This window comes from Glutamicibacter sp. JL.03c, assembly GCF_025854375.1.
GTDB lineage: Bacteria > Actinomycetota > Actinomycetes > Actinomycetales > Micrococcaceae > Glutamicibacter.
On the sequence record NZ_CP107575.1, the window covers coordinates 2422146 to 2445466 of the forward strand.

At 58.7% G+C, this 23321-nt stretch carries 19 protein-coding genes and 1 tRNA gene; 5 read left to right on the forward strand and 15 right to left on the reverse strand.

Annotated elements, in window-relative coordinates:
- Positions 1–17 precede the first annotated feature (17 nt).
- The 4 genes from rpsG to OF385_RS11220 all read right to left on the reverse strand — a co-directional run bounded on the left by rpsG (position 18) and on the right by OF385_RS11220 (position 8981).
- A complete protein-coding gene (gene rpsG / locus OF385_RS11205) occupies positions 18–488 on the reverse strand; it encodes a 30S ribosomal protein S7 (RefSeq protein ID WP_022874142.1) in 471 nt (156 codons plus the stop codon).
- Positions 488–862, reverse strand: coding sequence for a 30S ribosomal protein S12 (gene rpsL / locus OF385_RS11210; RefSeq protein ID WP_013349694.1), 375 nt, complete (start codon positions 860–862; stop codon positions 488–490). Before rpsL ends, rpsG begins: the two co-directional genes overlap by 1 nt.
- Before the next feature lie 624 nt (positions 863–1486).
- Positions 1487–5377: a DNA-directed RNA polymerase subunit beta' gene (locus OF385_RS11215; protein WP_264275439.1), complete on the reverse strand. Its 3891-nt coding sequence runs from the start codon at positions 5375–5377 to the stop codon at positions 1487–1489.
- A gap of 97 nt (positions 5378–5474) precedes the next feature.
- Positions 5475–8981, reverse strand: coding sequence for a DNA-directed RNA polymerase subunit beta (locus OF385_RS11220; protein WP_264275440.1), 3507 nt, complete (start codon positions 8979–8981; stop codon positions 5475–5477).
- 634 nt (positions 8982–9615) lie between these two features.
- On the opposite strand from OF385_RS11220, the gene OF385_RS11225 reads away from it, so the two are divergent.
- Positions 9616–10113 carry an aminoacyl-tRNA deacylase gene (locus tag OF385_RS11225; RefSeq protein ID WP_264275441.1) on the forward strand — a complete coding sequence of 166 codons (498 nt, stop codon included), beginning with the start codon at positions 9616–9618 and terminating at the stop codon, positions 10111–10113.
- On the opposite strand, the gene OF385_RS11230 is transcribed toward OF385_RS11225, so the two are convergent.
- The 9 genes from OF385_RS11230 to OF385_RS11270 all read right to left on the reverse strand — a co-directional run bounded on the left by OF385_RS11230 (position 10067) and on the right by OF385_RS11270 (position 17588).
- The gene (locus OF385_RS11230) at positions 10067–11236 is read right to left on the reverse strand and encodes an acyltransferase family protein (protein WP_264275442.1); all 1170 of its coding nucleotides are present in this window, start codon (positions 11234–11236) and stop codon (positions 10067–10069) included. The genes OF385_RS11225 and OF385_RS11230 overlap by 47 nt on opposite strands.
- Positions 11237–11384: 148 nt before the next feature.
- Complete coding sequence (gene rplL, locus OF385_RS11235; protein ID WP_038992210.1) at positions 11385–11759, reverse strand: 50S ribosomal protein L7/L12; 375 nt, start codon at positions 11757–11759, stop codon at positions 11385–11387.
- A gap of 72 nt (positions 11760–11831) precedes the next feature.
- Positions 11832–12353, reverse strand: a complete 522-nt coding sequence (rplJ, locus tag OF385_RS11240) for a 50S ribosomal protein L10 (RefSeq protein WP_264275443.1) — start codon at positions 12351–12353, stop codon at positions 11832–11834.
- Positions 12354–12919: 566 nt separating this feature from the next.
- The gene (ltrA, locus tag OF385_RS11245; RefSeq protein WP_264275437.1) at positions 12920–14257 is read right to left on the reverse strand and encodes a group II intron reverse transcriptase/maturase; all 1338 of its coding nucleotides are present in this window, start codon (positions 14255–14257) and stop codon (positions 12920–12922) included.
- Between the two features lie 602 nt (positions 14258–14859).
- Positions 14860–15564, reverse strand: coding sequence for a 50S ribosomal protein L1 (rplA, locus tag OF385_RS11250; protein ID WP_264275444.1), 705 nt, complete (start codon positions 15562–15564; stop codon positions 14860–14862).
- A gap of 135 nt (positions 15565–15699) precedes the next feature.
- Positions 15700–16131, reverse strand: a complete 432-nt coding sequence (gene rplK, locus OF385_RS11255) for a 50S ribosomal protein L11 (protein ID WP_022874150.1) — start codon at positions 16129–16131, stop codon at positions 15700–15702.
- 129 nt (positions 16132–16260) lie between these two features.
- On the reverse strand, positions 16261–17076 hold the full coding sequence (gene nusG, locus OF385_RS11260; protein WP_264275445.1) for a transcription termination/antitermination protein NusG: 816 nt from the start codon (positions 17074–17076) through the stop codon (positions 16261–16263).
- A 74-nt stretch (positions 17077–17150) separates the two neighbouring features.
- Positions 17151–17399, reverse strand: coding sequence for a preprotein translocase subunit SecE (secE, locus tag OF385_RS11265; RefSeq protein ID WP_264275446.1), 249 nt, complete (start codon positions 17397–17399; stop codon positions 17151–17153).
- 116 nt (positions 17400–17515) lie between these two features.
- Positions 17516–17588: transfer RNA gene (locus OF385_RS11270), tRNA-Trp, on the reverse strand.
- A 269-nt stretch (positions 17589–17857) separates the two neighbouring features.
- On the opposite strand from OF385_RS11270, the gene OF385_RS11275 reads away from it, so the two are divergent.
- The gene (locus OF385_RS11275; protein ID WP_264275447.1) at positions 17858–19057 is read left to right on the forward strand and encodes a pyridoxal phosphate-dependent aminotransferase; all 1200 of its coding nucleotides are present in this window, start codon (positions 17858–17860) and stop codon (positions 19055–19057) included.
- Between the two features lie 118 nt (positions 19058–19175).
- Here the strand turns inward: OF385_RS11275 and OF385_RS11280 are convergent, their stop codons facing one another.
- Together OF385_RS11280 and OF385_RS11285 are read right to left on the reverse strand one after the other, a co-directional pair.
- A complete protein-coding gene (locus OF385_RS11280) occupies positions 19176–19844 on the reverse strand; it encodes a LuxR C-terminal-related transcriptional regulator (RefSeq protein WP_264275448.1) in 669 nt (222 codons plus the stop codon).
- Positions 19841–21106 carry an ATP-binding protein gene (locus tag OF385_RS11285; protein ID WP_264275449.1) on the reverse strand — a complete coding sequence of 422 codons (1266 nt, stop codon included), beginning with the start codon at positions 21104–21106 and terminating at the stop codon, positions 19841–19843. The genes OF385_RS11280 and OF385_RS11285 overlap by 4 nt, the downstream gene beginning before the upstream one ends.
- Positions 21107–21232: 126 nt before the next feature.
- Here OF385_RS11285 and OF385_RS11290 point away from each other — a divergent pair, with 126 nt between their 5' ends.
- Genes OF385_RS11290 through OF385_RS11300 form a run of 3 tightly spaced genes read left to right on the forward strand, consistent with a single transcriptional unit; the run spans position 21233 to position 23096 of the window.
- Entirely contained in the window at positions 21233–22558 is a 1326-nt protein-coding gene (locus tag OF385_RS11290; protein WP_264275450.1) for a PspC domain-containing protein, read from the forward strand.
- Positions 22559–22570: 12 nt separating this feature from the next.
- Positions 22571–22819: a hypothetical protein gene (locus tag OF385_RS11295; RefSeq protein WP_264275451.1), complete on the forward strand. Its 249-nt coding sequence runs from the start codon at positions 22571–22573 to the stop codon at positions 22817–22819.
- Positions 22820–22853: 34 nt separating this feature from the next.
- The gene (locus tag OF385_RS11300) at positions 22854–23096 is read left to right on the forward strand and encodes a PspC domain-containing protein (RefSeq protein WP_264275452.1); all 243 of its coding nucleotides are present in this window, start codon (positions 22854–22856) and stop codon (positions 23094–23096) included.
- Positions 23097–23321: the final 225 nt, after the last annotated feature.

The window sequence follows — 23321 nt, forward strand, 5'->3', positions numbered from 1 at the left end:
GCACGTTCAAGCATTTCTTACCAGCGGTAGTGTGCGAAGGCCTTGTTGGACTCGGCCATCTTGTGAGTGTCTTCGCGACGCTTCACAGCGGCACCCAGACCGTTCGATGCGTCCAGGATCTCGTTCATCAAACGTTCGATCATGGTCTTCTCGCGGCGAGCCTTCGAGTAGCCAACCAGCCAGCGCAGAGCCAATGCAGTTGCACGGCCTGGCTTTACCTCTACAGGAACCTGGTAGGTCGCGCCACCGACACGGCGGGAACGAACCTCAAGGGCTGGGCGGATGTTATCCATAGCCTTCTTGAGAGTCGAAACAGCGTCGGTACCGGACTTTGCAGCGGCACCTTCGAGTGCACCGTAAACAATGCGCTCTGCAGTGGACTTCTTGCCGTCTACGAGAACCTTGTTGATCAGCTGGGTGACCAATGGGGATTCGAAGACTGGATCAGAAACTAGTGGGCGCTTTGGCGCCGGACCCTTACGAGGCATTACTTACCATCCTTCTTTGCACCGTAGCGGGAACGAGCCTGCTTACGATCCTTCACACCCTGGGTATCCAGAGCACCACGTACAATCTTGTAGCGAACACCTGGAAGGTCCTTCACACGACCACCGCGAACGAGCACGATGGAGTGTTCCTGCAGGTTGTGTCCGACACCTGGAATGTAAGCGGTCACTTCGACGCCACCGGCAAGGCGCACACGTGCGACCTTACGCAGAGCCGAGTTTGGCTTCTTCGGGGTGGTGGTGTACACACGGGTGCACACGCCACGGCGCATTGGGTTGCCCTTCAGGGCAGGGGCCTTGGTCTTGACGACCTTAGGCGAGCGGCCCTTGCGGACCAGCTGCTGAATAGTAGGCACTTTCGTGTCCTTCCATTGTCTAAGTTTGTCGGCACCACGTCATAAGCACTTTTGCCTAGTAGAGTTTCGGTGCTTCCTTCGTGGAGCTAGCTGCTTGCTTTACCGCTCAACCAGGATCAAAAAGTCCCTAGGCGTGCGAAAGTGTGGCATTCGTTGCGCAACCTACCCGCAACCCGGACTGTGTCCATTTTGCCACACATAAAACAATTGGTTTCAGTCTAGCATGAATCCTCCGGCCCACCATCTCCAGTAACCGAAATCACCGTCGCACCGCTGATTCCGCCTGGTGTGGAACCAGGCTTGCAGTCTCGCAGAGGCAGACTATCGCCACCAACTGAACGGTATCCGGCCCGCAGGTGACCAGCCCCTGAACCTGAGGTGGCGCCTGCAGTTCGACGAGTTCGAACCCATGCTTGAGAGTTAGTCTCCAGTGGTTTTATCACCCAGAGGACTTTCCCACTAGTTTCTTACCCTTTGACCGTGCCACTCCCCCGCCGTCACCCAGCATCTGGGCACCGGTCGGCGGTCGGCGGGCCGGCAACAAAGCGGTTAAACGCCCGACGCCTGCCCACACATTGGTGTGGGCAGGCGTCGGGTCAACTACCTAGCGGCGTTCAATCCGGTTTAGCGGAAGTCCGAACCGTGGTCGTAGTCGTCCATCGAGATGGCACGGAATTCAGGCGACAGCCCGCCGTCCAATGCATCGTCGTACAGACCCGAGGAGAAGGCCGAGGTGCCGGTGAACAAAGTTGCCTTTGCTTCATCGGTTGGCTCGACGTTGACCTGGGTGTAGCGATCCAGACCGGTACCGGCCGGGATCAGCTTACCGATGATCACGTTCTCCTTCAGACCGCGCAGCGGATCTTCCTTGCCTTCCATCGCAGCCTGGGTCAGGACGCGAGTGGTTTCCTGGAAGGAAGCAGCCGACAGCCACGAGTCCGTAGCCAGCGATGCCTTGGTAATACCCATCATCTCGTCACGGCCGGCAGCTGGACGCTTACCTTCGGTGACAGCCTTGCGGTTCGCAGCGGTGAAGCGGGAACGGTCAGCCAACTCGCCTGGCAGCAAGTCGGTTTCGCCGGACTCGATCACGGTGACGCGACGCAGCATCTGGCGGACGATGACTTCCACGTGCTTATCGTGGATGCCTACACCCTGGGACTGGTACACGTCCTGGACCTCGCGGACCAGGAACTTCTGTGCCTCACGAGGGCCGAGGACTCGAAGAACCTGCTTCGGATCCAAGGTACCGGAAGTGAGCTGGGTACCGGCAACGATGTTCTGGCCTTCCTCGACCAGCAGGCGAGCACGACGCAGAACCGGGTAGGCCTGCTTCTCGTCGCCGTTGTCCGGGGTAACCACAACGCGCAGCTGCTTCTCGTCGTCCTCGATCGACACGCGACCGGTGACCTCGGACATCGGAGCCACACCCTTTGGGGTACGAGCTTCGAACAATTCCTGAATACGAGGCAGACCCTGGGTGATATCGTCAGCCGACGCTACACCACCGGTGTGGAAGGTACGCATGGTCAGCTGGGTACCGGGCTCGCCGATGGACTGTGCGGCGATAATGCCGACAGCCTCGCCGATGTCCACGGTCTTGCCGCTGGCCAGCGAACGGCCGTAGCACAGTGCACAGGTTCCGACAGCCGAGTCACAGGTCAGTACGGAGCGGACGCGGATTTCATCCACGCCTGCGTTGTACAGGGAATCGATCAGAACGTCGCCCACATCGGAACCGGCGGTTGCCAGTACGTTGCCTTCGGCGTCCTTGACGTCGGCAGCCAGCGTACGGGTGTAAGCCGAGTTCTCAACGGTTTCGTGCTTGACGCGGATGCCAGCGGAGTTATCCGCAATGGCAACGGTCAAGCCGCGCTTGGTACCGCAGTCCTCTTCGCGGACGATAACGTCCTGCGAAACGTCGACCAGACGACGGGTCAGGTAACCCGAGTTTGCGGTCTTCAGTGCGGTATCGGCCAGACCCTTGCGGGCACCGTGGGTTGCAATGAAGTACTCCAGAACCGACAGGCCTTCACGGTAGGAAGACTTGATCGGACGAGGAATAATTTCACCCTTAGGGTTGGACACCAGGCCACGGATACCGGCAATCTGACGCAATTGCAGGTAGTTACCACGGGCCTTGGAAGTCACCATTCGGTTAATGGTGTTCAGCTCTTCCATGCCGTTCTTCATGGCCTCGGCAACCTCATCGGTAGCCTTGGTCCAGATGTCGATCAGGTCCTGGCGACGTTCGGTATCTGCAATCAGGCCCTTGTCGTAGGAAGCCTGGACCTTGGCGGCACGCTCTTCGTATGGCGCAAGGATTGCGGCCTTGTCCATATTCGAGGTGATATCCGAGATGGCCACGGTGACGCCCGAACGGGTAGCCCAGTAGAAACCGGCATCCTTCAGGTTATCCAAGGTAGCTGCCGCGATGACCTTCGGGTAGCGCTCAGCCAGATCGTTGACGATCTCCGAGAGTGCATCCTTGCCGGCCACGCGGGCAACCCATGGGTAATCCTCAGGCAGGGTGTCGTTGAACAGCACCTGGCCCAGCGAGGTCTCCAGCAGTGCGTCGGTGCCTGGCTCCCAGCCTTCCGGAGCAGGCTGCTCGTCAGAAGGAACGAAGTTCGGCACGCGAACCTTGATCGGTGCATTCAAGTGCAGCTCGCCACGGTCCTTGGCCATGATGGCCTCGGAGATGGTGGAGAACACGCGACCTGCGCCGATCTCGTTGGCACGCTTGGTGGTCAAGTGGTGCAGGCCGATGATCATATCCTGCGAAGGCAATGCCACTGGACGGCCATCGGAAGGCTTCAAGATGTTGTGCGAGGACAGCATCAAGATACGGGCTTCAGCCTGTGCCTCGGGGCTCAGCGGCAGGTGAACTGCCATCTGGTCGCCGTCGAAGTCAGCGTTGAATGCGCCACAAACCAATGGGTGCAGCTGCAGGGCCTTGCCTTCAACCAGCTGTGGTTCGAAGGCCTGGATACCCAAACGGTGCAGGGTTGGTGCACGGTTGAGCAATACCGGGTGCTCGGTGATGATCTCTTCGAGAACGTCCCAGACCTGAGGGCGGTAGCGCTCGACCATGCGCTTTGCCGACTTGATGTTCTGTGCGTGGTTGAGGTCAACCAGGCGCTTCATCACGAACGGCTTGAACAGCTCCAGGGCCATCTGCTTAGGCAGACCGCACTGGTGCAGCTTCAGCTGCGGGCCGACCACGATGACCGAACGGCCGGAGTAGTCGACGCGCTTACCCAAAAGGTTCTGGCGGAAACGACCCTGCTTGCCCTTGAGCATGTCGCTCAGGGACTTCAGCGGACGGTTGCCCGGCCCGGTGACCGGACGGCCACGGCGGCCGTTGTCGAACAGCGAGTCGACAGCTTCCTGCATCATGCGCTTTTCGTTGTTCACGATGATCTCAGGTGCACCAAGATCAAGCAGGCGCTTGAGGCGGTTGTTGCGGTTGATCACGCGGCGGTACAGGTCGTTCAGGTCCGAGGTGGCGAAACGGCCACCGTCGAGCTGGACCATTGGGCGCAGTTCTGGCGGGATCACTGGAACGGCGTCGAGCACCATGCCCTGTGGCGAGTTGCCATTGGCCAGGAATGCGTTGACGACCTTCAGGCGCTTGAGGGCGCGGGCCTTCTTCTGGCCCTTGCCGTTCTCGATGACGGTCTTCAGCTCTTCAGCCTCAGCAGCCAGGTCGAAGTTCTCCAGGCGCTTCTGGATCGCTTCTGCACCCATGGAGCCCTCGAAGTACAGTCCGTACTTCTCGCGCATGGTGCGGTACAGGCCTTCGTCGCCTTCAAGGTCAGCGACCTTCAGGTTCTTGAAGCGCTCCCATACTGCACGCAGGCGCTCGGCCTCGGCCTTGGCTCGCTTGTCGATCTGCAGCACAGTCTTCTCGGCCAGGGTGCGTGCCTTGTTCAGCTCGGCGTTCTTGGCGCCGTCTGCTTCCAGACGCTCCAGCTCCGCTTCCAGGTCGGCTGCAGCGGCCTTCTTGTCGGCTTCGGCATTGGTTGCCAGGTTGCGCAGTTCCAGATCGTGCTGGGCCTGCAGGTTAGGCATTTCAGCGTGGCGACGGTCTTCGTTCACGCTGGTGATCATGTAGGCAGCGAAGTAGATGACCTTTTCGAGGTCCTTCGGAGCCAGATCAAGCAGGTAGCCCAAGCGCGATGGAACGCCCTTGAAGTACCAGATGTGGGTCACTGGAGCAGCAAGCTCGATGTGGCCCATGCGCTCACGACGAACGTTCGCACGGGTCACCTCTACGCCACAACGCTCGCAGATGATGCCCTTGAAGCGCACGCGCTTGTACTTGCCGCAGTAGCATTCCCAATCGCGGGAAGGGCCGAAGATCTTTTCGCAGAAAAGACCGTCCTTCTCCGGCTTCAGGGTGCGGTAGTTAATGGTTTCCGGCTTCTTGACCTCGCCGTAGCTCCATCCACGGATTTCTTCCGCGGTGGCAAGGTTGATTCGCATGAGGCCGAATGAGGAATCGCTGGACATATGGTCCTTTTCTCTCTTCTGTGGTGTCTGAAGTCGATACGAATGAGGGTTGGATTCTCCGCCGCTGCCTGCAGCATCCTGCAGGCAGCGCGTCGAATTAAACTTCCTCTACGGAGTTCGGCTCCGACCGTGAAAGGTCGATGCCCAGCTCTTCAGCGGCGCGGAACGATTCCTCGTCCGACTCACGCATTTCGATAGTGTTGCCGTCGGTACCCAGTACCTCGACGTTCAAGCACAGCGACTGCATTTCCTTGATGAGCACCTTGAACGATTCTGGAACACCAGGCTCTGGAACGTTCTCGCCCTTGACGATAGCTTCGTAGACCTTCACGCGGCCGTGGATATCATCCGACTTGATGGTCAGGATTTCCTGCAGCGTGTAAGCGGCACCGTAAGCTTCCAGTGCCCAAACTTCCATTTCACCGAAGCGCTGGCCACCGAACTGGGCCTTACCACCCAGTGGCTGCTGGGTGATCATGGAGTATGGACCGGTGGAACGGGCGTGGATCTTGTCGTCCACCAGGTGGTGGAGCTTCAAGATGTACATGTAGCCCACGGAGATCGGATCTGGCAACGGATCGCCGGAGCGGCCGTCAAACAGCTTCGCCTTGCCGGAGTTGCCAATCAGGCGCACCCCGTCACGGGTCTTGTTGGTCGAATCCAAGATGCCGCGGATTTCCGCTTCCGAAGCGCCGTCGAAGACCGGGGTTGCCACGGTGGTGGAACCGGACTCGCGTGGCAGGTTCGGCAGATCGCGGACCCATTCAGGCTCGCCTTCGATCTTCCAGCCCTGCTTGGCAGCCCAGCCCAGGTGGATTTCCATAACCTGGCCGACGTTCATACGACCTGGCACACCCAGTGGGTTCAGGATGACGTCCAGCGGGGTGCCGTCTTCCAGGAATGGCATGTCCTCCAGCGGCATGATGCGCGAGATGACACCCTTGTTACCGTGACGGCCTGCGAGCTTGTCACCAATCGAGATTTTGCGCTTCTGTGCAACGTAGACGCGGACCAGCTGGTTCACACCAGGGGAAAGGTCATCGTCGTTGTCGCGGTCGAAGATGCGAACACCGATCACGGTGCCGGACTCGCCGTGCGGAACCTTCAGGGAGGTATCGCGCACTTCGCGGGACTTCTCGCCAAAGATGGCACGCAGCAGGCGCTCTTCCGGGGTCAGCTCGGTTTCGCCCTTAGGGGTGACACGGCCTACCAGGACGTCGCCGGCTTCAACCTCGGCGCCGATGTAGACGATGCCACGGTCATCAAGCTGGGAGAGGATGTCTTCCGAGACGTTCGGGATGTCGCGGGTGATTTCCTCGGCGCCGAGCTTGGTGTCGCGGGCGTCGACTTCGTGCTCTTCGATGTGGATCGAGGTCAGCACGTCGTCGAAGATCATGCGCTGGGAGAGGATGATCGCATCCTCGTAGTTGTAGCCTTCCCAGGACATGAATGCCACGAGCAGGTTCTTGCCCAGGGAGAGCTCGCCGGAGTCGGTGGACGGGCCGTCGGCGATGATCGACTGGAATTCCAGGCGGTCGCCTTCGGACACGCGCACGCGCTGGTTGTAGGCGTTGCCCTGGTTCGAGCGGGCGAACTTCATGATCGGGTACATCGACTCGGTGCCGTCATCGTTCATGACAACAACCAGGTCAGCGGAAACCTCGGTCACTACACCTGGCTTGGAAGCCACCACGGAGTCGCCGGCGTCAACTGCCGCGAACTTCTCCATGCCGGTACCAACCAGCGGGCGCTCGGACTTCAGCAGCGGCACAGCCTGGCGCTGCATGTTGGCGCCCATCAGTGCTCGGTTGGCATCGTCATGCTCGAGGAATGGAATCAGCGCGGTTGCCACGGAAACCATCTGTCGAGGCGAAACGTCCATGAAGGTCACTTCAGACGCGTCGACGATAACAGGCTCGCCGCCACCGCCCTTTTCACGAACCAATACGGTTTCTTCGACGAAGCGGCCGTTCTCGTCCAGAGGCGCGTTGGCCTGTGCGATGAAGTGCTGCAGCTCGTCGTCCGCGGTCAGGTAGTCGACCTCGTTGGAGACGACACCGTTGGACACGCGGCGGTATGGGGTTTCGATGAAGCCGAAGGCGTTGATGCGGCCGTAGGTTGCCAGCGAACCGATCAGACCAATGTTCGGGCCTTCGGGAGTTTCAATCGGGCACATACGTCCGTAGTGCGACGGGTGAACGTCTCGAACTTCCATGCCGGCGCGGTCACGGGACAAACCGCCTGGGCCCAGAGCCGACAAGCGGCGCTTGTGGGTCAGGCCGGCCAGCGGGTTGTTCTGATCCATGAACTGCGAGAGCTGCGAAGTTCCGAAGAACTCCTTGATGGCAGCAACGACAGGACGGATGTTGATCAGGGTCTGCGGGGTGATGGCCTCGACGTCCTGGGTGGTCATGCGCTCGCGCACAACACGCTCCATGCGGGACAGGCCGGTGCGGACCTGGTTCTCGATCAGTTCGCCCACGGCGCGGATGCGGCGGTTGCCGAAGTGGTCGATATCATCGATGTTCACTGGGATATCGACGATCTCGCCCTTGCGGGTGCCCTGAACGGTCTTCTCGCCAGCGTGCAGTGCTACGAGGTAGCGGATCATGGCAACGAGGTCGTCCAGTGCCAGCACCGATGCGTTCTCAGCATTAACCGGAGTCTCGACACCGAGCTTGCGGTTCAGCTTGTAACGGCCGACCTTGGCCAGATCGTAGCGCTTAGGCTCGAAGTACATGTTCTTCAACAGAGCCTGGGCAGCCTCAACCGTTGGAGGCTCGCCTGGACGCAGCTTGCGGTAGATATCCAGCAGCGCTTCGTCCTGGTCCTTGATGCTGTCCTTTTCCAAGGTAGCGCGCATCGAATCGTACTGGCCGAACTCGGAGAGGATCTGCTCCTCGCTCCAGCCCAGAGCCTTCAGCAGCACGGTAACCGACTGCTTGCGCTTGCGATCCAGGCGTACGCCGATCTGGTCGCGCTTGTCGATTTCCAGCTCGAACCATGCACCACGCGATGGAATGATACGTGCCGAGTAGATCGTCTTGTCACTGGTCTTGTCCGGTGCGGACTCGAAGTATGCGCCTGGGGAGCGCACCAGCTGGGACACAACAACACGCTCGGTGCCGTTGATGATGAAGGTGCCCTTTTCGGTCATCAGCGGGAAATCGCCCATGAACACGGTCTGCTGCTTGATTTCGCCGGTTTCATTGTTCATGAATTCGGCCTTGACATACAGCGGTGCCGCGTAGGTGGCGTCGCGGTCCTTGCACTCTGCGATCGAGTACTTGGGATCAGCGAACTCCGGCTCCGAGAAGCTCAAGGACATGGTGTCCTGGAAGTCCTCGATGGGGGAGATTTCCTCGAAGATTTCAGCCAGGCCCGAGGTGTTAGGCACGCTGAAGTCGCCAGCGGCTTCTGCCTTGGCAAGACGCTCTACCCAGTTCTGATTGCCGACGAGGCGGTCGAAGCTCTCGGTCTGCAATGCCAACAGGTTAGGCACTTCAAGTGGTTCGTGAATCTTTGCAAAAGAAAGTCGGCCAGCGTATGCAGCATCGCGAGCCGAACTAGCGGTTTGGTTGTTAGGGTTGCTCGAGGCGACCAAGATGGATCCTTCCAAAGACCGTCAGGTTTCCGAACGCTTACCGTGCTAAGGTACCTGCCATAGGACAGTCCCTCGTTTTGGACCGCACGAACCCACCGCTATATGAAGGCCGCGCGCGCAAACAGTAAGGCGCAAATTTCTACTCTACCGGAGTAATTTGCGGTTGTCGATACTCGGTGCACAAATCCGTGCTATAGTTTTCGCCCTTCAATTCCCAACCAGGCACAGAGCCCGGGAACTGCGAACATCCGCTGATTTCCACCTCATTGGATGAAGGCTTAGGCAACGAGCATTTAGCCTACTGATCCCGCTGTTTTTCGCCAGAAACAGGCATGGCGGGCATGACACGCGACTGTTCGCCAAAGCCCACGGCGTCTGCAAACTTGAAGCTTTATGCGTTTTGTCACATCGCTGATGTCGTCTCATCCAACGGACGTTCGGAGCCCCGCGGACAAGCTTTCACACGACAGTTGAAATTCTTCTTCGACTTTTCAACCACTGGCACAGGTGTTCTATTCCCTGGTCTGTGGATAGCGGCCTGCGGCCGGTCCCCACCGAACGTGCGTCCGGACGTCGTGGAATCTTCAAGCCCTTATGGCTATGCTGGGGCCAACATCGACGGTCAGGAGATCCAATGAATAAGTTGCAGTCAGATGAAGCGTTGACCCGGGTTACCCTCGACGCCTCGCGCCGCAATATCCCCATCGAGCTGGTGCCGCGCCAGAAGGTGGACTCCTTGGAGGAAGCAGCTGAAGCACTAGGTATCCAGCCAGCCCATCTGCTCAAGTCCCTGGTAATCAAGAAATCCGATGACACCTTCGTGTTCGCGCTGATTCCCGGTGGCCGCAAACTGGACTGGGCCAAGCTGCGCAGCCAGCTGGGCGTCAATAAGCTCTCGCTTCCCCAACAGGATGTGGCCTGGGATGTCACGCACTACGAAAGCGGGACGATCACTCCGTTCGGCTCGCATACCGTGCTGCCGGTGTTCATCGATGCCAGCGTCTTCGATGAGCCGGTTCCGGAGCATATCGGCCTAGGCAGCGGCGATCGAGGCCATGGCTTGCTGGTTCGCCCCAAGGACCTGGTTACCGGCTTTGATGCCACGATTGCTGATATTTCGGCTCCGGCATAGATAGCGGCGGACGGCTGCGCGCCTTCATGAGCCCGTCGGCCACGAAGGCCAGCGACCTGATGGTGGCATTGCGCAGTGGCAATCCCAGCGGCTTCTCGACGAAGCGGGCTACGAGGTAGGCCCAGCCGAGCATGACTGCGACCAATCCGAAGAGCAGCACATACTTGTTGATGGTGCCGTGCAGTTCTTCGATGAGCCACCAACCCCACAGCTGGTGGAACAGGTAGAGCGGGAACGTCAGAGAACCGGCAACAGCCATCCATTTGGCTTGGATGTGCTTGAGCGGGGTAAGCGTGCAAATGGCCAACAGGGCCACGCAGGCGACGGCGAGTACCTGGAAGTGCCAGGCCGGCACGTCGAGTCCGGAGAGATAACCAGCGTCGAAACGCCCCTTGATTCCGGTGAAGAAGGCCGCGATAGCCGTGTCGAAGATCAGCAGCAGCCACCGCATGAGGGTATGGCCGCTTTGGTAGATCTGGTACAGCATCATGCCTGCGGCGAAGAGCGCCGCGTACTGTCCGGCGAACCAGTTCTGGACCTCGTCGAGCTGGGTGACGTGCAGGTACAAGCCGATAGCAGGCCAGAGCGCGCAGAGCCACATGATGTGCTGGTTCTTGACCAGTCCTATGGCCAAGAGGATAGCCAGCAGAATATAGAAGCGCAGTTCCACCCAAAGCGTCCAGTAGACGCCATCAAGATCCTGGATATTGAACGCCGACTGCATCATGGTCAGGTTGGGCAGGATGTCGCCGGTGGTGCGCCCATCGTTGCCTGCTGGCCAGATTTTCAATGACAATACTGCGGCGGCGATGACCGCCACCCAATAGGCGGGATACAGTCGCCCGACTCGTGATCCGATGAATCCTATGACGTTCTTGCCTTGCAGGGACATCAGGATGACGAAGCCCGAGATCAGGAAGAAGAGCTGGACGCCTAGCTGTCCATAGCGGGTGAATTCAGAGAGTACCGGCCAGAATTCCGGGGCCTTAGTCCCCCAGTGTTCGTGTCCCCAGGCCGTGTAGTGGTAGAACACCACTATCAAGGCAGCGGTGAAACGCAGTGCGTCTAGTAGACCAAGTCTCGGCGCAGGTGCGTGGGTCCGTGGAGTTAGAGAATTCGACACATAAGTAGCGTATGCAATGAACTTGAATAAACGCTGTTAATAGAAACGTTATAAAACAATTCTGCTGAAAGTGCCAGTTAACGGCTGAGGGGCCCACAGGCTTTCGCCTGTGGACCCCTCAGCAATAAGTTGCGAGTGACCGCGGAACTTACTTAACGGTGACGGTAGCGCCGGCAGCTTCCAGAGCTTCCTTGGCCTTCTCGGCAGCGTCCTTTGCAACACCCTCAAGCAGAGCCTTTGGAGCGCCGTCAACGAGCTCCTTAGCTTCCTTCAGGCCCAGGGAGGTGATGCCGCGAACTTCCTTGATCACTGCGATCTTCTTGTCGCCAGCCGACTCGAGGATAACGTCGAATTCGGTCTTCTCTTCTGCAGCAGCTTCGCCGCCAGCAGCAGGACCGGCAACTGCAACTGCAGCAGCGGTTACGTCGAAGGTCTCTTCGAATTCCTTAACGAACTCGGAAAGCTCGATGATGGTCATTTCCTTGAATGCGGAAAGCAGCTCTTCGTTGCTGAGCTTCGCCATGGTTGGCGTCCTTTCGGTATTGGCCCGAGGGCCTAATGAATTTGGGATTACGTTGCGAGAGATCGCGAAAGCCTAGGCTTCTGCCGGAGCTTCCTCGGCGGCAGCGCCACCGTTCTCTTCGAGCTTTGCACGCAGTGCATCGACGACGCGAGCAGCCGCTGAGGCCGGAGCCTGCAGAACTGCAGCAACGCGAGCGAGCTGGGTTTCGCGGGATTCCAGTGCGGCCAGTGCAGCGATGCCGCTCTGGTCCAGCGCCTTGCCTTCGAACCAGCCGGTCTTGATAACCAGCTTGTCGTTGGTCTTGGCGAATTCCGTGAGGCTCTTAGCAGCTGCAACAGCGTCGCCCTTTACGAAGGCGATTGCGGTTGGGCCGGAAAGCTGCTCATCGAATGCATCGATGCCAGCGTTCTTGGCTGCGATTGCGGTCAAGGTGTTCTTTACAACTGCGTACTTGGTCTCCTGACCAAGCGAGCGGCGCAGATCCTTGAGCTGTGCAACGGTAAGCCCACGGTATTCGGTCAAGACAGCCGCGGTTGCTTCGTTAAAGTCCGCAGTGATTTCTTCGATCGCTGCAGTCTTGCTCGGGGTTGCCATAACACTCCTTCCGGGGATTTGTTCGGTACCGTTTCAAAACCGGCGAGGCCATAAAAATAGCCCCGCGCAGGAGCACAGGGCAGTTCAACTCATTCAAGTTAAAGCAAATCTATGTAACCTGCGTTGGTCGTCCTTGCGGACCTTTAGGAACAGTTGGAAACCAATTGTTCAACCGACGGTCTTCGGTAGTTCCAGTCTAGGCCAGAGGATGCCGGCGCACCAAATCGAAGTTGCGCCCTGGGCGCATGATACTGGTCACTGGGAAAAGTTTGAGGTGACGGGGCTTAGTTGCCAGCGCTTGGGGAACGCGGGCAACTAAGACCCGCCGGGTCTAGAAGCTTGGGGAACTTCTAAACCTCACCGGCGTATGACCTTGGGGGATCCATACGCAGGAGACCGAAATAATCGGCAGTCACAGCCTATCACCGGCAATTATCGTTTCCTAACCCCACACGAAGTTCGCAGGATTCATTGAGGATTGTTGGTTAATCGAGTAGGTGGGGGTGTCTAGCCCCCACCTCTCACACCACCAGGACATGCGGGCCCGCATCCGGCGGTTCGCTAGGTCACTGAAAACGCTCCCAAGCCCGGCGAAAGAACACCACACCCAACTCCTCCCAATAGGAAGTCGGCAAGGCACGGTGAAGAATCGGGGACTTCGCCACGCGCCAAAAGGCACGCGAGCTGTTCCCCCACTGATAAGCCTTATCCTTAACAATCCCCAGACGGCGAAGATTCGCCACCCGAGTACGAGGAAGCTTCCACTCCTTCCAGCGGATCTGACGTAAACGGCGCCTGAACCATTCATCAAGATCAGAGAACTTCCCCGGCGTCACAGACAACCGGAAGTAGCCCATCCAACCCCGAACAAAACGATTCAACTGCTCGATACGGTAGTCCATCGACACACTCCACCGCCGAGAAGTCAGATCTCGGATCCGTTGCTTCATGCGTTTGAACGCCTTCGGAGCAACCTTGATCCTGACTTTCGACCCTTTGACGAAGTAGAAACCAAAACCCAGCAACGTAGCTACACTCGCCGGATTGATCACTGATTTCTGCCGATTGACCCTCAACTTCAAACGCTGTTCAAGGACTTTCGTCGCCTGATCCAGCACCCGTTGAGCTGCCCGTTTCGACTTCACAAAAATTCTGATGTCATCGGCATACCGCACGAAACGGTGATCCCTCGACCAGAACTCCTGATCAAAATCATCCAACATGATATTCGAGAGCAACGGCGACAAAGGAGACCCCTGCGGGGTTCCCTCCACCGTTTCCCGGCGAACACCCTGCGCCATGATCCCAGCCGTCAAATACTTGCGAACAAGCTTCAGAACTCGCTTGTCTTTCACCTTCCGCGCAACCCTGGACATCAGCACGTCATGGTTCACCCGATCAAAGAACGCATCAAGATCAACCTCCACAACCCACCGATACCCCTGCTCGATGGCCTCACGAGCCATCGAAGCAGCGTCGTGGGCGCTTTTGCCCGGCCGGAACCCGTAGGAGACCGGCACGAACCCCTCATCGAAAATCGGGGACAAGACTTGCGCGAGAGCCTGTTGAATCAACCGATCCAACACGGACGGAACACCCAGCATCCGTTCCCCAGCGTCAGGCTTCGGAATCATCACCTGACGCACCGGCAACGGCGCATACGTTCCAGCATCAAGCGCCTTCCGAGTCTCCATCCAATGCTCATGGCACCATGCGCGCAACTCATGCGCTTCAAGGCCGTCAACACCGGCAGAACCCTTATTCCGCTCAACACGTTTCAATGCAACCAACAAGTTCCCTCGCGAGAACACCTGCTCCCACAGATCGACTTGTTGATCCCTGATGTCTTCCCCATCAGCCACCGGTTCAACGCTACGCGCAAGAAAATACTCTCCCGGATTCACCGGTACCATCCTCCCTCTGCCCCACCACGTCCGTGGGTTTTCTGCGATGATCGCGTGAGCACGAGAACTCATGCTTCAGTCCATCAATTCCCAGCGTTCAGCCCTTCCCTGCCTCCCTCATCAACCACAACGGGTCTCGGGCAAACGATCGGGTTCCTCACCCGACGCGATTCCCAGGCAGGTACTATGACCTCTGCTGACTTCTGCCCCATCAGTATCTGACCTCACGACCAGAACCGCCCCACCCGTCCAAGGACTGGTGGTGCACTGGGACAGACCTCCCCAGATAAGAACATTCACTTTCACCCTGCGCCTGCCACATTTACACACCTGCCGTTTTGATGGAGCGGGCTTCACCATCTCTTGCTGGCTTACCCCGACAAACATGCCTTATATGTGATTCGTGTTCCTCAGTGCAGAGGTTTGCCTCCGGCTTCCTTCCCACCCCACCTCGCGGTGACGCAGTTGCCTTCAGCTAAGCCTTAAACCACCTTCTCGGCCAGAGGACTTTCACCTCCAAGTAAATGCCCATGCTGGGCGTACAAGACCGAGGGAGCATGCCGCTATGCGGCATGCTCCCTCAATGAGTCAAGCTACTAGGCTTAGGCCTCGACGCGAGTCACGTTCGGGTCAACAGGGATACCTGGACCGAAGGTGGTTGCGAGGGTAGCCTTCGAGATGTAGCGGCCCTTCGAAGCCGAAGGCTTCAGGCGCAGTACCTCTTCGAGAGCTGCAGCGTAGTTCTCGGTCAGCTGCTTGGCATCGAACGAAACCTTGCCGATGATGAAGTGCAGGTTCGAGTGCTTGTCGACGCGGAAGTCGATCTTGCCGCCCTTGATGTCGTTAACAGCCTTGGTGACGTCCATGGTCACGGTGCCGGTCTTAGGGTTTGGCATCAGGTTACGTGGACCCAGTACCTTACCCAAGCGGCCAACCTTGCCCATCAGGTCAGGGGTTGCAACTGCTGCGTCGAAGTCGGTCCAGCCGCCCTGGATCTTTTCGATCAGGTCGTCCGAGCCAACGAAGTCGGCGCCAGCTTCGCGAGCTGCTTCTGCCTTGTCGCCATTGGCGAAAACTACCACGCGAGCGGTCTTGCCGGTGCCGTGTGGAAGGTTGACGGTACCGCGAACCATCTGGTCTGCCTTGCGTGGGTCAACACCCAAGCGGAAAGCAACCTCAACGGTCGAGTTGGTCTTCTCGCCTGCGGTCTCCTTAGCCAGGGCGATTGCCTCGGCTGGAGTGTAGACGTTGTTGTCGGCATCGATCTTAGCCGCGGCGGCTACGTATGCTTTGCTGCGCTTTGCCATCTGCGTTATCTCCTTATGCAGTCGTGGTCATCTGGACCGCGCGCGGTCCTGCCACGGGCGAATCGATCAGGTGATCGCCTCGCCTTAGATTAAATTCTGAAGTGCTATCCAACAGGTGAACAGCGGAAGGCGGAATTAGCCTTCTACGGTGACACCCATGGAGCGAGCGGTACCGGCGATGATCTTGGCTGCAGCAGCCAGATCGTTGGCGTTGAGGTCAGCCATCTTGGCGGTGGCGATTTCCTCAACCTGTGCCTGAGTCAGGTTGGCTACCTTCAGGGACTGAGGGGTGCCGGAACCCTTTGCAACGCCAGCAGCCTTCTTGATCAGCTCAGCTGCAGGAGGGGTCTTGGTGATGAAAGTGAACGAACGGTCTTCGTATACGGTGATCTCAACTGGAATCACGTTACCGCGCTGCGACTCGGTCGCTGCGTTGTAAGCCTTGCAGAATTCCATGATGTTGACGCCGTGCTGACCAAGGGCTGGACCGATTGGCGGAGCTGGGTTAGCAGCACCTGCCTGGATCTGCAGCTTGATGAGTCCGGTGACCTTTTTCTTTGGGGCCATGTCGGGTCCTTCTACTCTTGCGGTTCCCGCAGCACAGGAGCGTGGTACGGGGATCTGGCTATCGTGGCGCGACAGCCAAGCGCGCCCTCACATCGATAAGCGACCGATACGGGGCACGAAGACTTAATACTACTGGATCTTGGTGACCTGATTGAAGTTCAGGGTCACTGGGGTTTCACGTTCGAAGATCGAAACCAATACGACCAGCTGTGCTGCTTCCAGCTTGATTTCCGAGATCGTGGCCGGCATCGTCTCGAATGGACCATCGTTGACGATGACCGATTCTCCAACCTCAAAGTCCACGGTGACCTCGGTGATTGGAGCGCGGCCCGGCTTCGATGCCGATGGCTGCTCTACCGGGTCAACAACGGTGTGCTCCAGCATGGAGAACACTTCATCAAGGTTCAGCGGATTTGGATCATGGGCGTTACCAACAAATCCGGTGACACCTGGGGTGTGTCGAACAACACCCCAGGAAGCGTCGGTGAGCTCCATGCGTACCAGTACGTAGCCAGGGATGCGCACGCGGCGGACGATCTTGCGCTGGGTGTTCTTCACCTCAACGACTTCTTCCATCGGCACCTGGATATCGTAGATGAACTCTTCCATATCCTGAGTCTGGATACGGGTTTCGAGGTTCACCTTAACTCGGTTCTCGTAGCCGGCGTAGGTGTGGATCACGAACCAGTCACCCGGAAGGCGGCGCAGCTTCGAGCGGAATTCTTCCTTGAGCCGGGCTACCTTGTCTTCGCCAGCTACCTCGGCTTCGGTTCCTTCAACCTCGGCGTCGGCTTCAGCAACCTGAGCATCTTCAGCATCTGCGGCTGGGGCTTCGGCCGAGTCGATATCAACCTCAGTGGCTGCATCTACCTGATCGCTGTCGGCTTCAACGAACTCGTTTTCGACCTCGTCATTAATCTGCGGTTCGAGTTCCTTGTCGGACACTGCAGCTCCTGCTTTCTTTGACTGAATGACACTGAAATTGCCTCGGGGCGATTATACCTCCGAGGCAACTAAACTTACTGCTCTACCTGTTTGGTGAACAGGAGGATCGAACCCTGCCCGAAGACGAAATCCAGGGCCGTCACGATCAGCATCACCACGACGACGAAACCGACAACTACCAAGAAGTAATTGAGCAATTCGCTGCGGGTCGGGGTGACTACCTTCTTAAGTTCCGCGATTACCTGACGGAAAAACAGCATGATTTGGGCAAAAAAGCCCCTCTTCTGCTTACCCTTACCAGAGTCAAGAGCAGATTCGGTCACGTTCTTCCTCGTTTCAATTTTTTGTCCAGTTGAAACAATCACGGTGCGTCGTAGCCTGACCGACCACAACACACCGTGACGTGAGATAATTCGCTGAGCGATAAATCGCTACTGCGCAGGGCAGACAGGACTCGAACCTGCAACCTGCGGTTTTGGAGACCGCTGCGCTACCAATTGCGCCACTACCCTTCGGAGCTTTTCTCAGCTCCCACCTAGAACATCTTAGCGGATGAAAGCTCCAAGCTCTTTCCGTGTCGATGTCTCGGCAACGAGAAATAACTTTACGCAACGAAATCGCAATTGTCGAACTGACAACCCAAGGTGTGGCGCAGAACGCATGGATCAGCCTGCCCCGCGTATCGACAATGTCATTTTCACTCATGGTCCATTGTTCTGGGGATCAGGGAACTAAACTGGAACCAACAGCTGTCCCCATAGACTTCAGGACGAATTCTCACATGTCTCGAATTTCTCGCCGCATCGGCGCAATCTCCGAATCCGCGACCCTCGCAGTCGACGCCAAGGCCAAGGCACTGAAAGCCGCTGGGCGCCCAGTCATCGGGTTCGGTGCCGGTGAGCCTGACTTCCCAACGCCTGACTACATCGTCGAAGCCGCGCTGAAAGCAGCAGCCGATCCGAAGAACCACCGCTACTCCCCTGCTGCCGGCCTCCCAGAACTGCGTGAAGCCATTGCCGCAAAGACGCTGCGTGATTCCGGCTACGAGATTTCCGCATCCCAGGTCCTAGTGACCAACGGCGGCAAGCAGGCCGTGTACAACACCTTCGCCACCCTGCTGGATCCAGGAGACGAAGTCATCGTCCCGGCTCCGTACTGGACCACCTACCCCGAAGCCATCCAGCTGGCCGGCGGCAAGCCGGTTTCGATCTTCGCCGGCCCGGAACAGGGCTACAAGGTCACCGTTGAGCAGCTCGAATCCGTGCTGACCGAACGCACCAAAGTACTGCTGTTCGTTTCGCCATCGAACCCGACCGGCGCTGTGTACTCGCCGGAGCAGGTGCGCGAAATCGGCCAGTGGGCTGCCTCCAAGGGCCTGTGGGTTGTCACCGACGAAATCTACGAGCACCTGACCTACGGGGATGCGAGCTTCAGCTCCATCGCCACCCTCGCACCAGAACTCGAAGACCGCGTGGTTGTGCTCAACGGCGTCGCCAAGACCTACGCCATGACCGGTTGGCGCGTGGGATGGATGGCCGGTCCAGCCGACGTCATCAAGGCCGCCACCAACCTGCAGTCGCACGCTACTTCGAACGTTGCCAACGTATCGCAGCGCGCTGCCCTGGCCGCCGTCTCCGGCCCGCTGGATGCGGTCAACGAAATGAAGACCGCATTCAACCGCCGCCGCCTGGCGATCGTCGAAGGCCTGAACGCCATCGACGGCCTGCACTGCCCTACCCCCGAAGGCGCGTTCTACGCCTACTCGGATGTCCGTGGCCTGCTCGGCCGCGAAATCCGAGGCGTCGTGAACAACACCAGCGCCGAGCTGGCAGCATTCATCCTCGAGCAGGCTGAGGTCGCCGTGGTCCCAGGCGAAGCGTTCGGACCATCGGGCTACATCCGCATGTCCTACGCATTGGGCGACGCAGACCTCGCCGAAGGCGTTGAGCGCATCGCGAAGCTACTCGGCGAAGCCAAGTAAGCGCCAATCCAACGCACCAAGGGCGGCCCAAGGAATTGAACTGCTCCCCGAAAGTTGGACTATAAAAGTCAACAACTTTCGGGGAGCATTTTCATGCATGCAGAAAGCACGGCCGTATCTAGAGGATCTTGCGGTCAACAGCCCACCGGGTGAGCTCGTGGCGGTTCGAAAGCTGCAGCTTGCGCAAGACATTCGATACATGTGACTCCACGGTTTTCACCGAAATGAACAATTCCGTGGCCACTTCCTTATAGCTATAGCCTCGGGCAATCAGGCGCATCACCTGCAGTTCGCGGTCCGAGAGAAGATCCAGCTCTTCATCGATGTCTGAAACCGCGGTGCCACTGCCAAAAGCGTCCAGCACGAATCCGGCCAGGCGCGGCGAAAAGACCGCGTCCCCGGCAGCCACGCGGCGCACGGCATCGGAGATTTCCACGCCGGAAATGCTCTTGGTGACGTACCCGCGGGCTCCGGCGCGAATCACCGTGACCACGTCTTGAGCCGCATCGGAAACGCTGAGGGCCAGGAATTTGGTGGATCCCAGAAGCTGCGCGCAATTTTTCAGCACTTCAGCACCTCCGCCGGCACGGCCGCCTGGAAGGTGAACGTCCAGCAGCACCACGTCGGGTTTCGTTTCGGTGATCACGGCGATGGCTTCTTCCACGGTTCCGGCTTCGCCGACGATGTGCATGTCGCTCGCGAGGTCAGCTTTGAGGCCCGAACGAAAGATCGCGTGATCGTCAACGAGGACTACTCGATAGCTTCGGGCCGTATTTTCGGTACTCATGATTGCGGTTCTTCCTGCGTAGTATTTCGAGGCATGCTCAGTTGAATCTCGGTGCCAGTCTCGCTGCTGCGAATCTCGGCCGAACCGCCAGCGCGCTGCATGCGTCCAATGATCGACTCGCGCACGCCGTGCCGGTCTTCGCGGATGGCGTCAAGGTCGAAGCCCTCGCCGCGGTCGCGGACGAAAACCTCCACCGCGTGCTCAGTGCATTCGACATATACGGAAATCTTGCCCGGCGCGTGTTTGGCCGCATTCATCATCGCTTCCCTGGAAGCCGCCACCAGGGCCTGCTGCCCTTCAAAGCCCTGCGCGTTGCCGACAGCAATGACTTCGACATCGCGCAGCAGCAGCTGCTCGATATCGTTGGCTTCGTGCTGGACTTCCACCACGACGTCCTCGTCATCAAGATCCTGGTTGCCATAGAGCCACTGGCGCAGTTCACGTTCCTGGATTCTGGCCAGAGTTCGCACCGCGGCCGGGTCATCGCTGCGCTTCTGGATCACGGCCAAGGTCTGCAACACCGAGTCATGCAGGTGCGCGGCGAACTCCGCGCGTTGCGCCGCGGCCTGCCGGGAGCTTCGCTCGGCGAGGAAATCCCGCCACAGCCGTGTCCCCCACGGCAAGAGGACCGCCACGGCGCCAACCAGTATGGCCAGGGCCGCCCACATGCCGCCAAGCAGGTCGGTTACGCCAACGGATCCGCTCAGGAGGGTCAGCAGGCCACCGATCACCAGCAACAGGCCCAGGCCCAGGCGGATCAGCAATGGAGCAGACTTCTTCCTGCCTGGCCCGGCAACCTGTTCATCCAGTTGCAGCCAGGCCAGGAGGATACCGGCGATGATTCCCAATGAGGGCCAGACCAGATCCCAGCGGATATTCCATCCCGCCCACTGCCCTAAGGCCAAGACTGCCAGCACCAGAAGCCCGGCGCCAATGAGCATTTCGCGCCAGGAGGAGTTCTTTTCCCACCCTTCCCTGGTGCGCATAAATCCTTGCTGGACGCGGTTCATCTCTTCGGCAAGGCTGCGGGTTCTTGTCCCCCATGATCTGGCCTCATCGGCTTGAGCTTCCTCCGCGCTTGGCACGAAGACCCACAGCCAGGCGTAGAGCAGGATGCCTACTCCGCCCATCGCAGTGAGGGCGATGAAACCCAGACGCACGTAGTTCAGCGGAATTCCCAGATGCGCTGCCAGTCCCCCGCTGACGCCAGCGATCATGCGCTGCTCGCTGCGCACCAAGAGGCTTCTTTCCGGACTTTCCATAGTTCTAAGTCAAGCACGTTATGCCCGTTTTCTGGTGGTTGATCACCACATCTAGGGGCACCCCTAGGGGAAGTTCAGGGTATCCCCTCATAGCGGTGATCCAGTGGATCACGAGAACATGGAGCTATGAACAATTCAGGGTCCGAGCGTCGAGGCTTTTTCAGCCAGCTGAGCAAATCGCCATTCATCCGCCAGGAGTCGCGGTGGCTGGGTGGTGTTGCCACCGGAGTAGCCGATTACTTCAAGATCGATGTGATTCTGGCGCGCGGCATTATCGTCGTGCTCAGCTTCCTCGGAGGCCTGGGGCTCATCCTCTACGGACTGGCCTGGGCGATGCTGCCCGACCAGCAGGGCCGCATCCACTTGGAACGAGCAATCAGCAAGGAGTGGACCAGCGGCATGACCGGTGCCGTGGTGCTTGTGGTTCTGGGAATCTTCCCGGCGCAATGGATCCTCGATTCAGTCGCACCGGTGTTGTGGCCAATAGCCATTGTCGCCGGGGTGCTGTTCATCATCTTCAGCCGGAAGAATACGAAATTCGACAGGCCCCGGCCCGCAAAACCAGCGAAGACACAAGCCCAGCCGTCTTCCACCGTCCACACCACGGCCATGGAAAAGCCTTGGCGCAAGGATGGGTTCACCTTTAGCAGCAGCGCGCCATCGGGTACCGAGCCCGCCACCAAGAGCATGAAAGATCAGGAGGACACCATGGCTTCGGAGATCCCGGACCCAAAACCTCACTCCGGCAGTTACGAGTACGCGTATTCGCCTGATCCCAAGTACACCCGCCCGTACTCCCAGGAAAATTTCCACTCGAAGGCTACCCGCAAAGCGCAGGCCGCGCCGCCCATTTCATCGTGGGTCGCCACCACCGTGGTCGGGTTGAGCATCCTGGTGATCGCCGCGGTGCTTTGCGCCGATTACCTGCACATTCTCGATTTGCCGGGTTCGGGCTGGGGCGTCGCCCTGGCGGCTGGCCTGCTGGTGACCGGCCTCGCCATTGTGCTGGCCGCCTTGGTGCGGCGCACCAGTGGCGGGCTCTTGGGCTTGGGCATTCCCTTGCTGGTCCTGACCTTGGTCTTCTCGGGCTCTTCCTTTGGCACCGAGGGCCGCCAGGCAGTTCGATCCGAACCCGGCGGCAACGAGTACAGTGCCGTGTTCAGCCGCTCCACGATTGACCTGACCTACCTGGATTCCATCACCACCCCGACTACGGTGGAAGTTGATTCCGTGTTCTCCCGGCTGGACTTGAAGCTCCCGGCCAACGTCCCGGTGAAGGTGACGTCGGACGGAGTCTTCAACTCGCAGATGGATCTTGAACTGCCGCAGGATCAACGCCAGCTGCCTGATGACGCACCGTTGCTGACGGTTGAAGTCGACGGTTTGTTCACCTCCTTCGGCACCGAAGTTGCCACCACCGCCACGCCCACCGTCGTCACCCCGGAATTCTAAGGACTGAGCAACTTGAGCAATGATTCTTCGCAAACTACTAAGTTCCCCACCGGGACCCTGGTCTTCGGCCTGATCCTGATTGTGGTGTCGCTAGCGACCTTGAGCCGCACGTTTTTCCACTGGAGCTTTGACATGCCGCTGCTATTGATCATCGTGGTCGCCTTTGCCGGGGTCGCCATGATCATCTCGGGACTCTCTGCAGCTGGCAAGCACCGCCAGCGCGACTCGGAGATTCCCGCACCCACCGACCCCAACCTCTAGCTTTTCGAACCCCACCGATTCAAGGAGATCCACCATGGACAAGTTCTTCAACTCCCTTCGTTCGATGCCACTTCGCCGCGGCCCTTCCCGCATGGCTGGCGGTGTCGCCGGCGGCATCGCTGACAAGTTCGGCTGGGACGTCACCATCGTGCGAATCGCGCTGCTGCTGTCCTTCCTCCTGCCGGTCTTCGGCATCGGCGCCTACATTGTTGCGTGGCTGCTGATCCCGGGCCAGGACAACAGCATCATTTTGCAGAACTGGCTGCGAAAGTTCTAGGACCTCAAGATTTCCGCAATGTTTCGCGGAATTCACGGCAATAGCTCCCGCCACAGGGCGAGATGCGGTCACTTCGGTGACGTGCAACTCGCCCTTGTGGCTTTAAGCACGTAGACTGTCATGCAGAATTGATGCTCGATGGCGCGCGGAAATTAATTGACATCCGAATGGAAGACTTCGTTGCCCTCGTGCCGTTGCCATGTGACGGCGCCCTACCTGCAGCAT